The 14058-nt window shown below is 38.4% G+C and carries 13 protein-coding genes; 12 read left to right on the top strand and 1 reads right to left on the bottom strand.

The genetic code is table 11. From position 1 onward, the window contains the following. Positions 1 to 55: 55 nt before the first annotated feature. The 12 genes from CDOM16188_RS05995 (at position 56) to CDOM16188_RS05940 (ending at position 13519) form a co-directional block, all read left to right on the top strand. On the top strand, positions 56 to 697 hold the full coding sequence (locus CDOM16188_RS05995; protein ID WP_172200267.1) for a cupin domain-containing protein: 642 nt from the start codon (positions 56 to 58) through the stop codon (positions 695 to 697). A 99-nt stretch (positions 698 to 796) separates the two neighbouring features. Continuing rightward, positions 797 to 1522, top strand: coding sequence for an ABC transporter ATP-binding protein (locus CDOM16188_RS05990; RefSeq protein WP_172200264.1), 726 nt, complete (start codon positions 797 to 799; stop codon positions 1520 to 1522). Further along, on the top strand, positions 1519 to 3033 hold the full coding sequence (locus CDOM16188_RS05985) for an ABC transporter permease/substrate-binding protein (RefSeq protein WP_172200261.1): 1515 nt from the start codon (positions 1519 to 1521) through the stop codon (positions 3031 to 3033). Before CDOM16188_RS05990 ends, CDOM16188_RS05985 begins: the two co-directional genes overlap by 4 nt. Positions 3034 to 3110: 77 nt before the next feature. Next, positions 3111 to 4205 (top strand): ATP-binding protein, encoded by a 1095-nt coding sequence (locus CDOM16188_RS05980; protein ID WP_172200258.1) that lies wholly within the window; start codon positions 3111 to 3113, stop codon positions 4203 to 4205. A gap of 68 nt (positions 4206 to 4273) precedes the next feature. Beyond that, positions 4274 to 4990 carry a PIN domain-containing protein gene (locus CDOM16188_RS05975; RefSeq protein ID WP_172200255.1) on the top strand — a complete coding sequence of 239 codons (717 nt, stop codon included), beginning with the start codon at positions 4274 to 4276 and terminating at the stop codon, positions 4988 to 4990. After that, positions 4981 to 5634 carry a uroporphyrinogen-III synthase gene (locus CDOM16188_RS05970; protein WP_172200252.1) on the top strand — a complete coding sequence of 218 codons (654 nt, stop codon included), beginning with the start codon at positions 4981 to 4983 and terminating at the stop codon, positions 5632 to 5634. The genes CDOM16188_RS05975 and CDOM16188_RS05970 overlap by 10 nt, the downstream gene beginning before the upstream one ends. Positions 5635 to 5869: 235 nt before the next feature. Continuing rightward, complete coding sequence (purD, locus tag CDOM16188_RS05965) at positions 5870 to 7123, top strand: phosphoribosylamine--glycine ligase (protein ID WP_172200249.1); 1254 nt, start codon at positions 5870 to 5872, stop codon at positions 7121 to 7123. Then, the gene (locus CDOM16188_RS05960; RefSeq protein ID WP_172200246.1) at positions 7120 to 7572 is read left to right on the top strand and encodes an RDD family protein; all 453 of its coding nucleotides are present in this window, start codon (positions 7120 to 7122) and stop codon (positions 7570 to 7572) included. The genes purD and CDOM16188_RS05960 overlap by 4 nt, the downstream gene beginning before the upstream one ends. Continuing rightward, positions 7562 to 9757: an LPS-assembly protein LptD gene (locus CDOM16188_RS05955; protein ID WP_172200243.1), complete on the top strand. Its 2196-nt coding sequence runs from the start codon at positions 7562 to 7564 to the stop codon at positions 9755 to 9757. Before CDOM16188_RS05960 ends, CDOM16188_RS05955 begins: the two co-directional genes overlap by 11 nt. Next, a complete protein-coding gene (locus CDOM16188_RS05950) occupies positions 9754 to 10464 on the top strand; it encodes a phosphoribosyltransferase family protein (RefSeq protein WP_172200240.1) in 711 nt (236 codons plus the stop codon). The genes CDOM16188_RS05955 and CDOM16188_RS05950 overlap by 4 nt, the downstream gene beginning before the upstream one ends. After that, positions 10449 to 12653: a polyribonucleotide nucleotidyltransferase gene (locus CDOM16188_RS05945; RefSeq protein ID WP_172200237.1), complete on the top strand. Its 2205-nt coding sequence runs from the start codon at positions 10449 to 10451 to the stop codon at positions 12651 to 12653. Before CDOM16188_RS05950 ends, CDOM16188_RS05945 begins: the two co-directional genes overlap by 16 nt. A gap of 17 nt (positions 12654 to 12670) precedes the next feature. Continuing rightward, on the top strand, positions 12671 to 13519 hold the full coding sequence (locus CDOM16188_RS05940) for a universal stress protein (protein WP_172200234.1): 849 nt from the start codon (positions 12671 to 12673) through the stop codon (positions 13517 to 13519). A 207-nt stretch (positions 13520 to 13726) separates the two neighbouring features. Here CDOM16188_RS05940 and CDOM16188_RS05935 read toward each other — a convergent pair whose 3' ends face one another. After that, positions 13727 to 14056 carry a cytochrome C gene (locus tag CDOM16188_RS05935; protein WP_172200231.1) on the bottom strand — a complete coding sequence of 110 codons (330 nt, stop codon included), beginning with the start codon at positions 14054 to 14056 and terminating at the stop codon, positions 13727 to 13729. Positions 14057 to 14058 lie beyond the last annotated feature (2 nt).

The raw sequence follows: 14058 nt of genomic DNA, 5'->3' as shown, positions 1-14058 counted from the left end.
CTGCTAAAATTCCTTTGTTAATTTGATAATTGATATAAGTTGACAAAGGAAAACAATGAGTAAAATTTACAATATCAAAGACGAAATTTGCTTTGAAAACGGCGGTATAGTAAGCCAAAGACTGTTTTCAAATAAAAATTTAGACCTTGATCTTTACGCGCTTGACACTACCGAAGAGCTTGACAAAGAGAAGCGATTTGGTGACTCGTTATTGTGGATATTAGAGGGTGAAATTTCGCTATTTTGCGAAGATGAGAAATTTAGCCTTAAACAAAACGAAGCTTTTATTATAGAAAAAGAGACGTGGCGCAAGATCGTGAGCGAAGAAAAAACAAAGATGATTTTAATAGACTTCAAGGAGAATACAATGATAAACCACCTGTCAAAGGCTGAAATTTTCGCTCTTGCGGATGCGATCGAGTATCAAGATAGCAAAGTTGTAAGTAAAACCCTTGTAAAAAACGAAAACGGCACGATGACGCTTATGAGTTTTCACGGCGAGCAGGAGCTTTCCACTCACGCCGCACCTGGAGACGCGCTACTAGTTGCGCTTGAAGGAGAGCTTGCGCTTACGATAGGCGATGAGAATTTTAATATCAAAGCGGGCGATAGTATCGTGATGCCGGGCAAGATCCCGCACGGGTTAAAGATAAAAGATAAATTTAAAATGCTTTTAATAGTAACGAGAGATAAATAAAATTTTTATATCAAGCCGGTTGCCACTCTTGTAAAATTTTGCTTTAAAGCTTTTATGATAAACTACTATTAAAAATTAAAGCAAATTTAAAGGAACATGGTGATCGGCTTTGAGCGAGTTAGCAAGCTTTACGGCGATACTGAAGTAATTAAAAATTTCACTCTAAACATAAAAAAGGGCGAATTTTTTGTTCTTGCAGGATCAAGCGGTAGCGGCAAGACGACTACGCTAAAGATGATAAATCGCCTCATAGAGCCGACATCTGGAAAGATTAGCATAGACGGCGCAGATATCACAAGCTACGATCTGCGTGAGCTTAGATTGAATATCGGCTATGTTTTGCAGCAAATAGCGCTCTTTCCGAATTTAAACGTTTGCGAAAATATCACTCTTATAGCCGAAATGAAAAAATACGGCAAAAAGCGTCGTGTATCACTGGCTAAAGATTTGCTTCAAAGAGTAGGGCTTGAGCCGGGTACCTATCTGCACCGCTATCCCGCCGAGCTTTCTGGCGGAGAGCAGCAGCGAGTAGGTATCCTTAGAGCCATCATAGCCGAGCCTAAAATTTTGCTTATGGACGAGCCTTTTAGCGCGCTTGATCCTATCTCAAGAGCTGAACTTCAGGAGCTTATTAAGGAGCTTCATAAAGATCTTGGCATGACTGTCGTGTTTGTTACTCATGATATGAACGAAGCGCAAAATGTCGGAGAGAGAATTTGTGTGATGAATAGCGGGCAGATCGTGCAAGTGGGAACCGCAGGAGAGATTAAAGATATGCCCGCTAATGAGTTTGTGGCTAAATTTTTCCAGGCGACGCAAGCATGAGTGAGCTTTTTTCTACGCTTTATGGGAGGCAAGATGAGCTTGTGCGAGCTGCTCTTGAGCATTTGCAAATTTCGCTTTCTTCGCTTCTTTTGGCTATCTTTATAGCAATTCCTCTTGCGATTTTCATCTCAAATCACAAGCGTATAAGCGAGTTTGTTTTGCAGGTTGCGGGCATCTTTCAGACTATACCTTCGCTTGCTCTTTTGGGGCTTTTTATACCGATTTTTGGTATCGGTGCTATACCTGCCATAATAGCTCTTGTTATTTACGCACTCTTTCCTATCGTGCAAAATACTCTTACGGGTCTTCGTGAGATAGATCCTGCGCTAAAAGAAGCCGCAAGGGCGTTTGGTATGAGTAAATTTGAGCGCCTAAAGAAATTTGAACTGGCTCTTGCTATGCCTGTTATCATCTCAGGCATTAGAACGGCTGCGGTTATGATCATAGGAACCGCTACTTTAGCAGCACTCATAGGAGCGGGCGGGCTTGGGACGTTTGTGCTTCTTGGTATCGATAGGAACGATACTTCGCTAATTCTGATAGGAGCGATCTCATCTGCGCTTTTGGCGATAGTTTTTAGTGCGGGCATTAAATTTTTAGAGCGACAAAAGCTTAAGCTCGTTATAACCGCTCTTGCAACGCTTCTACTCGCTCTTGCGCTTTCGTTTGTGCCGAATATGAGTATGCAAGAGGATCGTATCGTGATAGCGGGCAAGCTTGGTGCCGAACCTGAAATTTTAATCAATTTATTTAAAGAACTCATAGAAAATGAGACTGATTTAAAGATTGAGCTTAAAGCGAATTTTGGCAAGACAAGCTTTTTATACGAGGCGTTAAAGGCGGGAGATATTGACATCTATCCCGAATTTACGGGTACTATTTTATCAAGCCTTCTTAAAAATCCGCCAGCAAATTTGTCAAATGACGCAAGAGAGGTTTATGCGGTTGCAAAAGAGGGTTTAGCAAAACAGGATAACCTTGTTTTACTTGAGCCGCTTGGGTTTGAAAACACTTATGCGCTTGCGGTCTTGCGTAAATTTGCTCATGAAAACAATATCAAAAGCATATCTGATTTAAAGTCGGTTCAAGGCGGTCTAGCTGCCGGATTTACTCTTGAATTTAACGACAGGGAAGATGGAAATTTGGGTCTTAAATCCCTTTACGGTTTAAATTTAAATGTTAAAACCGTTGAGCCTGCATTAAGGTACAAAGCTATATTAAGCGGAGAAGTTCAGGTGATAGATGCCTACTCGACCGATAGCGAGATAAGAGAATTTGATCTTGTAACGCTTAAGGATGATAAGAGACTTTTCCCGCCTTATGAAGCGGCCGCTTTGATGAGACAAGATACGCTTGATAAATATCCGCAGATAGGGCGTGCGTTAGGTAAATTAAACGGCAAGATAAGTAGTGAGCAGATGAGCGATATGAACTATGCCGTGCGGGTTTTAAAGCGTAGCGCCAATGATGTCGCGCGAGAATATCTAGTTAAAAACGGACTTTTAAAATAAAAAGTATCTTTTAAATTTTAGTTTTAGTATAAAAATAATGGTATAATATCTACATACCAAACAATATAAGGTGCTCTATGAAAAATCCGTTTCCATTTGAAACCTTAGCTGACGGCTCGACATTTTACGGCAGGCAAAACGAACTTGATAAAATTTATAAATTTGCCAAAAACTCTTCAAATTTGCTTATCTATTCAAAAAGACGCATGGGTAAAACCACGCTCATTAAGGAGTTTATGCGCCGTCATCAAGAGGAATTTGTCTGTATATATAGCGACATCTTCGATATGACTTGCGGAGAGGATTTTGTAAAAGAGCTACTTAAAAATGTCGCCAAATCACAAAAAGCTAATTTTCAAAGTACATTTAAGTTTATCCTTGCCAAACTCAAAAGAATAAGCTTTGAGATCACGCTTGATCCGCTTACTTACGAACTTTCGGCAAGCCCGATGATAAAAAACGCAAGCTTTGACGAGGCGATGGATGATCTGTTTAATATGCTTGATGAAATTTCAAAAGAGAAAAAAGTAGTTTTTATCATCGATGAATTTCAGCAAATAGCCGAGTTTAGCGAGCTTAGGATAGATGCGAAGTTGCGTAAATTTATGCAGACCAGTAAAAATATCTCGTTTATATTTCTTGGCTCAAAGCGCCATATACTAACCTTGCTTTTTAGCCATAAAATGCCTCTTTTTGAGATGGCTACTCATTTTGAACTTGGCGCCTTAAAGCAAAATGAAATTTATAAATACGCTAAAAATTTCTTAAAAACAACTCAAGCCCAGATAAACGAGCTTGCGGGTATATGCAAATTTGATACGAAGCTCATACAAAATGTTTTGTATTTTATCTATGAAAATGAAAAAATAATTGATAAAAAAGCGGTTTTAAGCGCACTTGATACAGTGCTGCAAAGTAAAGACGGCGCTTACAGACTTGTTTTTGATACATTTACGGGTAATCAAAAAAAAGCGCTTGAGATCATTGTTAAAGGTCAAAAAGAGTATTTTTCACTCGGTGTTTTGTCGCAATTTAACATAAGCAAAACGTCCTTGCAAGCGGCACTTAAACAGCTTTTTGCTAAAGAGATAATAGATAAGCAAGATGGGGAATTTTTTATCCCCGATACGACATTTGGCTTTTGGCTTGAGAGAGTTTTTATGAGAAGGTAAAAATAAATTAATATGCTTGATAATTAAATCATATTATAATTAACTATTTTTTATGAGGTTATGTAAAAATGAGGCATTTTATAATAGACGATGAAAACATAGGTGTAGATAACATCTTAAGTATTATAAATCTTAGCAGAAATGATAAGATTTATATAGTAACTAATAAGAAAAATAAAATTAAGGCATCAACTATTAGTCAATTTAAAAAAAAAGAAATTGAGTATAGTGTTTATTGCATTAATTCTTCAAGCAAGGATTTTGCAGATAAAATAATTGTTTTTTTAATGGGCAGATTGTGTAATGAAAACGGCAAAATTTATATTGTTAGTAATGATAAATTCTACGATGATGTAATCAATTATTTTAACAATAGTGAACACATCAATAATAAAATAAAATTTGAGAAAATTAATTCAAATTCAGAAATTATAAATGTTTATAACTCACAAGATAGCTCGATAGTTAGTAATAACGACATAAAAAAAGCAAAGACATTAATAAAAAATAATGATAATTTACAAGATTTACACGGTGCTTGCGTTCAGAAATTTGGTCAGATAAAAGGCTCCGAAGTGTATCGACAAATAATTGAAGATGCTAGGAAAGATTATGGAAAAGACTATCATACTGATTTAGTTGATTATCAAGTACGAAAGTATGTTTGGCAAATTTATCGAGATACAGAAGGAGTGCTAAGAGATTTTCATAATAGACTTGTTCAAGAATACGGAAAACCTGATGGTGTACAAATATATAGAGAATTTAAAGAAAAATGTATTTAGAGGGTAAAAAGATCTATCTAGTCGGTTCAAATTTGGATTATGAGGGCGCAAAGACGCTTAGGTTAAATGAGATTAAATTTAGCGAATTTGAAGTTGATTTAAGCGAATTTGAAGCGCTTATCATAACCTCTAAAAACTCTATAAAAGCGTTAGAATTTAATAAAATCAAAATCGATAAAAATTTGCAAATTTACGCCATAGGTGACGCAAGTGCAAATGCGGCAAAACAGATAGGATTTGATAGAATTTATATCGGACAAAACTCGCACGGCAAAGAGTTTGCAAGCGAAATTTTACCGCTTTTAAAAGATAAAAAAACACTTTATCTAAGAGCTAAAAAAACGGTTTCAAATTTAGGCGGGATTTTAGAAACCGCAGGCGTTAATATAACTCAGATAGTAGCTTACGAAAATGTCTGCTTGAAGGCGGAAATAGGGCTAAAGCCTAAACCAAAAAGCGTGATCATATTTACCGCTCCTTCGGCTGTTAAGAATTTTATCTCAAATTTTGGCTGGGATGATAGCTATAAGGCCGTTAGCATAGGACAAACGACAAGCAAAGAGCTTGATAAATTTACAACTGCTACCACAAGTGAAATTCAAAGCGTAGAGTCTTGTATAAGGCTTGCTAAAACATTACTTTAAGCAAAATCACTATATAATTTACTTGCCTGAGTGATTTGGCAGCGTACTTTTTTGGGTCCAACACATTAGTATGGGCGAAGATGTGCGATATCTGTGTGATGTGGCTTTGCCTGAACGCCTAAAAGCGCGAGAAGTTGCAACCTAAGGGATGTCGCCTATTTGCAAGGTTGGCTTTAATTTAGGGCCGCTTACTTACGCACCGCTCGCTCGGGTGTTTTAAATTTACGGAGACGGCATGGATATACTAATAGTCGGCAGCGGCGGGCGCGAATACGCCATAGGCTTAAAGCTTAAAAGCGAAAAAAACGTCGGTAAAATCTACTTTGCTCCGGGCAATGGAGCTACTTCAAAACTTGGCGAAAATATCAAATATAAAAATTACGAAGAGCTTGCAAAATTTGCTAAAGACAAAGGTATAAATTTAACTATCGTAGGTCCTGAAGCGCCTCTTAGCGAAGGGATAGTGGATATCTTTAGGGCAAACGGCTTAACTGTCTTTGGACCAAGTAAGAGTGCTGCTAGGCTTGAGGGCTCAAAGGCTTTTATGAAAGATTTTCTTGCAAGACACGCTATAAAAACGGCTAAATATCTAAATACTGATGACGTAAATAGAGCAAATGAATTTATAAAATCCTTAAAAACACCGATCGTGGTAAAGGCGGACGGACTATGTGCAGGCAAGGGCGTAATAATAGCAAAAACTCATGAAGAGGCTTTTGAAGCCGCTAAAGAGATGCTAAGCGGCGAAAGCTTTGGCGAGGCCGGAAAAAGAGTAGTTGTAGAGGAGTTTTTGGACGGATTTGAGCTTAGTTTTTTTGCTCTATGTGACGGCGAAAATTTCGTAAGCTTGCCGGTAGCTCAAGATCACAAAAGACTGCTTGATAATGACGAGGGTCCAAACACGGGCGGTATGGGAGCGTATGCACCAAGTCCGTTAGCTACAAAAGAGCTTATAAAGAAAGTTGAAGAAGAAGTAGTAAAGCCTACTTTAAAGGGTATGAAAGCTGAGGGAAATGAGTTTTGCGGAGTGCTTTTTGTGGGGCTCATGGTAGTTGAAAACGAGCCTTATGTGCTTGAATTTAACGTTCGTTTCGGTGATCCCGAGTGTGAGGTTTTAATGCCTTTGATTGAGTCTAATCTGAGTGAAATTTTATATAAAGCAGCAAGCGGAAGGCTTAGCGAAATAGATGTTAAGATAAAGGATGAATTTGCTGTCGGAGTCGTAGTTGCTAGCAAAAACTATCCCTACAAAAACAGCCCTAAAGCCAAAATAGGCGTAGAAAATGTTCCCCAAGGCTCTCATATAGCCTATGCGGGAGTTAGCGAAGAAGGCGGTGAAATTTACGCTGACGGAGGTAGAGTGCTAGTATGCGTAGCAAGCGCAAAAAATGTAAAAGAGGCTAGAGATAGGGCTTATAAACTCTGCGAAAATGTAAAATTTGACGGTATGCAATACCGCAAAGATATCGCATGGCAGGCTCTTAGATGAGCGAAAATATCCTAGATAAGCTTGACAGAGAAGGTATTCGCCTAGCTTCTACCAAAAAGCGCGCCATGTCTTATCTGATAGACGAGCTTTTGATATCTATTTTGTTTACCGTGATTTACTGGGGCAAATTTGCAGAGACGAGCAGCTATGAAGAGGTAATGAATATCACTTACTCTTTGATTCCTCAAGTTGTGATGCTAAAGGTTTTATATCAAGCGTTTTTTGTCTGGTATTACGGCGCAACTCTTGGTAAAATCGCCATGAAGATAGTTTGTGTAGATTTAGCGCTTTTAGATAAGCCGAATTTAGGCGCTTCCATTATAAGAAGTATCGTTAGGATTATTAGTGAAAACTGCTTTTTCCTTGGCTTTGCTTGGGCGCTTGGAAACCAAACTCTTCAAACGTGGCATGATTTGACCGCAAAGACAGTGGTGATCGATGTTTATTAGAATATTTTTTATATTTATTTTTTCCGTTTCAGCCCTTTTAAGCGCTCAGGATTTTGAGCTTTTAGCCGATGACGTAAATCGTCAAGGAGATATCGTAACGGCTGAAAAAAACGTACTTGTTTATTCTTCAGAGTATCTGATAAGCGCGGACAAGGCTGTTTATGATCAGCAAAAACGTATCTTAGAGCTGTTTGGCAACGTAAACGTAATGCGTGGAGAGGATGAAGTATCTCGCTGCGGGTATGCTAAAATCGATCTAAACAGCAAGGATAGTAGCTACGAAGCGCTATTTATGATGAATCGCGATATGGAAGTTTGGATGCAAAGCGATGAGAGCGAGAGTAATGAGAAATACTACAAAACAAGCGGCTCTATCGTATCAAGTTGTAATGTCCAGGATCCTGATTGGAGTATCAAATTTAGTAGCGGAAAGCTAAATAAACAGAGTAAATTTTTACACCTTTATAATCCGGTTTTTTATCTAGGTAAAGTTCCTGTTTTTTATCTGCCTTATTTTGGATTTTCAACCGATACTAGACGCAGAACGGGACTGCTTCCTCCTGAATTTGGCTACGGTAAAAGCGATGGATTTTTTTACAGGCAGCCGATTTATATAGCCGAATATAACTCATGGGACATAGAGCTAAATCCGCAGATTAGAACGATGCGCGGTAATGGAATTTATTCTAAATTTAGATTTGTTGATTCGCCTTATTCTAAAGGCTTTATTGCTATGGGTAAATTCTGGGATAAAGCAAGCTATAAAGAAAGGCAGATTGCCAAAAACTCAAACAGACTTCCTTTAAAAAATAAGACTCACGAAGGCATAGAGGTAAGGTATGAGCGAGATCGTTTGGTAAAGCATCTTATAGACGAGAATTTGCAAGAGGGATTGTGGCTTGACGCTACTAAATTAAACGATATAGATTATATAAATTTAAAGAGTAGAAGCGGGGGTAATAATGATGAAAATTCACTTGTTACTTCTAAATTTAACTACTTTATAAGTAGTGATGAACACTATTTTGGAGCTTATGCAAGGTATTATATAGATACTGCAAAAGTAGGCAGCCCAAACGAAAATAAAGACACATTGCAGGAGTATCCTAGTTTTCAGTATCATAAATACGTAGATTCTATCTTTTTACCGAATTTGCTATATTCTGTTGATTTGCATTCGCACAATTACACTAGAAAAATAGGCGTTAAGGCCACTCAATACGAGTTTAAGCTTCCTTTGTCTTTGCACATTCCTCTTGTGGACGAGTATCTGAATTTCTCTTACTATCATGATTTTTATGCTACTTTGGTTAATTATTCAAACAAAATTTATAGACCGACAGGCGATGAGGATAAGAGTGCAAGTTATATGGAAAATGCGCATAAATTCTCGCTTCATACGGATTTGGCTAAAGCTTATGAGAGTTTTTATCATAGCTTAAATTTGGGGATTGATTATGTATTTAGAGGATATCATGACGGTAGTTTGCCTGATGATTATGAAACTACTCAAAACGATGAAGATATCTATGTCTATGATGCGCTTGGTCGCAAATATCAAAATTTCATAGGTTCTCAATACACCGAAGATGAGGTTGCCGGTAGATTAACACAGTATTTTTTCACCGGTGAGGGCAGAAAGTATCTAAGACACACAATTTCTCAAGGATACTATACGCAAAAGAGCGAGTATTCGAATTTAAAAAATATAATAGCCGTTTTTCCTTTTACGAATTTATCTCTTTATAATAAGCTTGAGTATTCTCACAAATATAAAAAATTAGAAAAAATACAATCGGGCATTAACTATTCAAACGAGTATTTCGGCTCAAATTTATGGCATACATTTGAGCGCAAAAACTTACAAGATAAACAAAATTTTATTTACGGCTCTGGTTTTATAAATTTGCCTCATCAGTATAGATTGCTTGGCGGACTTCAGTATGATATACAAAGAGAGTATACTAAACACTGGCACTTAGGAATAGGACATAAAAGAAAGTGCTGGAATTATTCTATAGTTTACGAAGAAGACATTGAGCCTATAACTACTACAAGCGGTTCGGCATCCAAGAAGTCAAAAGGCGTTTATTTTACGATAAATTTCTATCCTATGGGCGGTATTAATTACGATTTTTCGTTAGACAGCATTACCGGTGATAGCTCAAAGGAGCAAAATAGATGAGTTATATAGACGAGCTTATGTTTGAAAACCAGCTTGAAGCGGCAGCCAAGTTGCTTGAAATTTTGCCCAAAAAAGAGCTTGTGGAGAACAACTATCTTGTTATCTGCTCTTCTATCGACTCCGTTATATTAGCTGACGTAGTATCAAGAGGGCTAAATTTAAGCTACGAAATGCTCTTTACGGAAAGAGTTTTTGCTCCGAACAATCCCGAGTGCGAGATTGCTATGGTAAGCGAAACCGATGAGATACTTGTGCATGACGAGCTTGTTAAGTCGTTTGGGATAAGCTATGACTTCATATACGGCGAAGCTCAAAGAAAGTATGAGGAGAAAATTTTAAAAAACGTATATAAGTACAGAAAAGGAAATTTAATAGGAAATTTAAAAGATAGAAACATCTTGTTAATCGACGAGGGTTGCGAAACGGGCATAACCGCTCTCATTTGCATCAAAACTCTTATGAAAGAGGGCGTTAAATCCGTTAGATATGCTACTCCACTTATAGCTACGAATGTAGCAAGTCAATTAACCCAACTTGTAGATGAAATTTATGCCGTGCATAAGATCGCAAATTTTATCGATGTGGATTTTTACTACAAGAACAAGATCGAACCAAAGCCGTCAGTTATACTCTCTATATTGGAAGAGAGTCCATTTTATATACCACTACAAAAACAAGGAGATATTAAAGCATGCAATATTCAATAGAAGTTAATAACCAAATTGAAATTTATGATATAAACAAAGTCGCAAAACAAGCAAGCGGAGCCGTTTTATTGCGAGTGAAAAATACGGTCGTTTTAGCAACCGTCGCAAGAGAGGATACTCAAGTAAGTGAGGATTTTTTACCGCTAACGGTGCAATATATAGAAAAAGCTTATGGCGCAGGCAGAATTCCCGGCGGATATGTTAAGCGCGAAACTAAACCGGGTGACTTTGAGACTCTAACAGCTCGCATCATAGATCGCTCCTTACGGCCTCTTTTTCCAAAGGGCTATGCTTATCCTACGCAAATCGTAGTTATGGTACTTTCTGCCGATCCTGAAGTTGATTTACAAGTAGTCTCTTTAAATGCAGCTTCCGTCGCTCTTTATCTAAGCGATATTCCCGTGAATTCTCCTGTGTGTGGTGTGAGAGTCGGGTATATAGACGATAAATTTGTCATAAACCCGAGCAATTCTGAGCTAAAAAGTAGCGCTCTTGATTTGTATGTAGCGGGTGTTAAGGATGAGCTTTTGATGATAGAGATGAGAAGTATCGCTCAAGCAAGAGGCGAAGTTATGCCTATGATAGCCGTTGATGCGATTATGGACCCAAATTTAAACGACGGCATTATTTTACAGCAAGACATGAATGAATTTAGCGAAGATCTTATCGTAGAGGCTATAGCCGAAGCCGGCAAAGCGATACTTAGAGCATCAAATGCTTATGAAGAGGCGTTTGAATCGCATAAAAAGGCTTACGCCGAGCTTGAGCTAAAGCCTGAGATAGAAAACGAAAGTATCGCGATATATCTTGATGAATTTTATAAAGACGATGTGAAATTTGCTATAAATCAGATGGCAAAGAGCGAGCGTGCAAGCGAGCTAAACAAGATAGCCAAGCAGGTTTTAACCGATGAAGTCGCGCAAAAAGAGGGCTGGGAAGAGGACGTGATAATGAACGTTCTTGGCAAGTATAAGAAAAAAATCGTTAGAAACCAGATCATAAACGAAGGCTTAAGAGCCGACGGCAGAGGACTTAAGGATGTGCGCCCTATAAGTATCGAGACAAATATACTGCCAAATGCTCATGGCTCTTGTCTCTTTACGCGCGGACAGACTCAAGCGCTTGTGGTAGCTACGCTTGGAACGGATACGGATGCACAGATGTATGATATGCTTACCGAAAAATCTGCAATCGTGGATAAATTTATGTTTAACTACAACTTCCCGGGCTTTAGCGTAGGCGAAGCTAGCCCTCTAAAGGCTCCTGGCAGACGAGAGCTTGGGCACGGAAACTTGGCTAAGCGCGCTCTTGCTCCAAGTGTGGATGTAAATTCTCCTTATACTATTCGTTTGGTTTCTGAAATTTTAGAATCAAACGGCTCAAGTTCTATGGCAAGCGTGTGTGGAGGCTCTCTTGCTCTGCGTGCTGCAGGAGTAGATACCGTAAAACTTGTAGCAGGTGTTGCTATGGGGCTTGTGTTTGAAGGTGACAAGCATGCGGTTTTAACTGATATAATGGGACTTGAAGATCATGACGGCGATATGGACTTTAAAGTTGCCGGAAGTAGCGAGGGTATAACTGCGCTTCAAATGGATATAAAGCTTGGAGGAATTAGCCTTGATGTTTTAAAAGAGGCTCTTTATCAAGCTCGCGAAGGAAGGCTGCATATCTTAAATTTGATGGAAAAAGCAAACGAAGAGATAGCTGTAAATGATGAAATTTTACCTAAACTTGAGCTGTTTAGCGTTGATCCTAGCAAGATAGTAGATATCATCGGACAAGCCGGTAAGACCATAAAAGAGATCATAGAGAAATTTGAAGTTTCCATTGATCTTGATAGGGAAAAAGGCGAAGTAAAAATCGCAGGCGCTCAAAAGACAAAGGTTGATGCAGCCAAAGATTATATCATCCAAATAGTATCAAAAGATGGCTCTAAAAACGGATTTGGCGGAAAAAGAAGAGACGGCAGAGATAAAGATAGAGCAAAGCCCACCTTTAATATAGGCGATGAATTTGAAGGTGAAGTTAAAAAAGTAGTCGAATTTGGAGCTTTTGTAGGACTTAAGGGTGGAGTTGACGGCTTGCTTCATATCTCAAAAATTTCAACACCGCTAAAAGAGGGCGATAGAGTAAAGGTCAAAGTAAGCGAGCAAAAAGGGCATAAAATTTCCCTTGTTTTAGCAGAATAATTCAAAAGGATAGTATCATGCAGTATAAGAAGTTGCTTTTCCCAATCGGTGCAGGGGATGATGTAAAAGAACGAATTTACGGGGCTTTGCTCGTGGCTAAGCATTTTGATACACATATTGAAATTTTAGCTAGTCAGCTTGATCCAAGCGCGGTTTATAATATGAAAATGACTCTTCGCGGCGGAGTTTTGTATGAGGAGTTTTTAAAAGCTGCAAAGGCGGAGCTTGGCGTAGAGCATGAGCAAAACGAGGCTTTGTTTAAGAAAATTTGTGCCGAACTTGGCGTGGAGATAAGTGATACTCCTACTGGTAAGGCAAGTGCAAAATTTGTTACCAAAAGTGGCAAAAGAAGCGTTGTGGTGGAGCATGAATCAAAATTTTGCGATATGGTTGTAGCTGCAGCTCCGCTTGACGGTAGGGTGACTGGCACATTTGAAGCTGCGGTGCTAAAAAGCGGCAAGACGGCAATAGCCATACCAAGAAAACTAACGAAATTTAGCACGGACAATATCCTTGTCAGTTGGAACGGCTCTACTCAAAATTCGCGCGCGCTTTCAAGCTCGATAGAACTGCTTAAAAAAGCAAAAAAGGTTCATTGTATCACTTGTAAAGCCCATCCTGACGAATCTGCCGAAGAGAGCTTAAAAAAGCTTGAAGAGTATCTAAAGATACACGATATAAACGCGACTTTTGAAATCGTAAAGACTACTTCCGTTCCGGGAGAAGCGCTTTTAAAATCGGCAAAAGAAGGGAACTTTGATCTGATAGTTGCAGGTAGATACGGCGAAAACGGCTTTAGAGAAATTTTCCTTGGCGGAACTACGAGATACTTTTTAAAACACACGCAAATTCCGGTATTTATGTAATAAAAAGGGCGCATATGCCCTTTTTAGCTAAATTCCAATGATTTAAAATTGATTTTACATTTTTAAATGTTTTATTAAATAGGCAAAATTTAAGTTGTTTAAATCTTAAAAATTAGCAGCGGTTGGTTTGAACGATAAAATTTAAATAGAAAATTTTATTAAGTATAAATAATGAGATCAAAAGAGGGGAATCGCCCCTCTTTAATGTTAATTTTTAAGAGTATTTTTTAAAGGAATTCTCTTTCTTGTCGTGTAGTCGTTAGGGTAATTTTTAGCCAAGTAAGTAAGGATCAAATTCTCACTTTCAGGATCAAATTCCCAAAGCCCTTGCGTTTCTTGCATCCATCTTATCAAGTCTTTCCATGTTTGCCTATCGCCTTTTTGTTTGGTTACGAGCGTTAAACTGTGGCACGCCATGCAGTTTCCCACGATAAGCTCCCAGCCTTCATCTATCTTAAGCCCTGTTTCAGGGTCGATCTTAGGCTCGCTTGCTAGCGCAAAGCTAAGCCCAAGCAGCAGTGCGAGTAATTTTTTCATAG

It is taken from the genome of Campylobacter sp. RM16188 (assembly GCF_012978795.1).
Lineage (GTDB): Bacteria > Campylobacterota > Campylobacteria > Campylobacterales > Campylobacteraceae > Campylobacter_A > Campylobacter_A canis.
The sequence above is the reverse complement of the archived record's forward strand: the minus strand, read 5'-3'. Positions and strand labels throughout refer to the sequence as shown.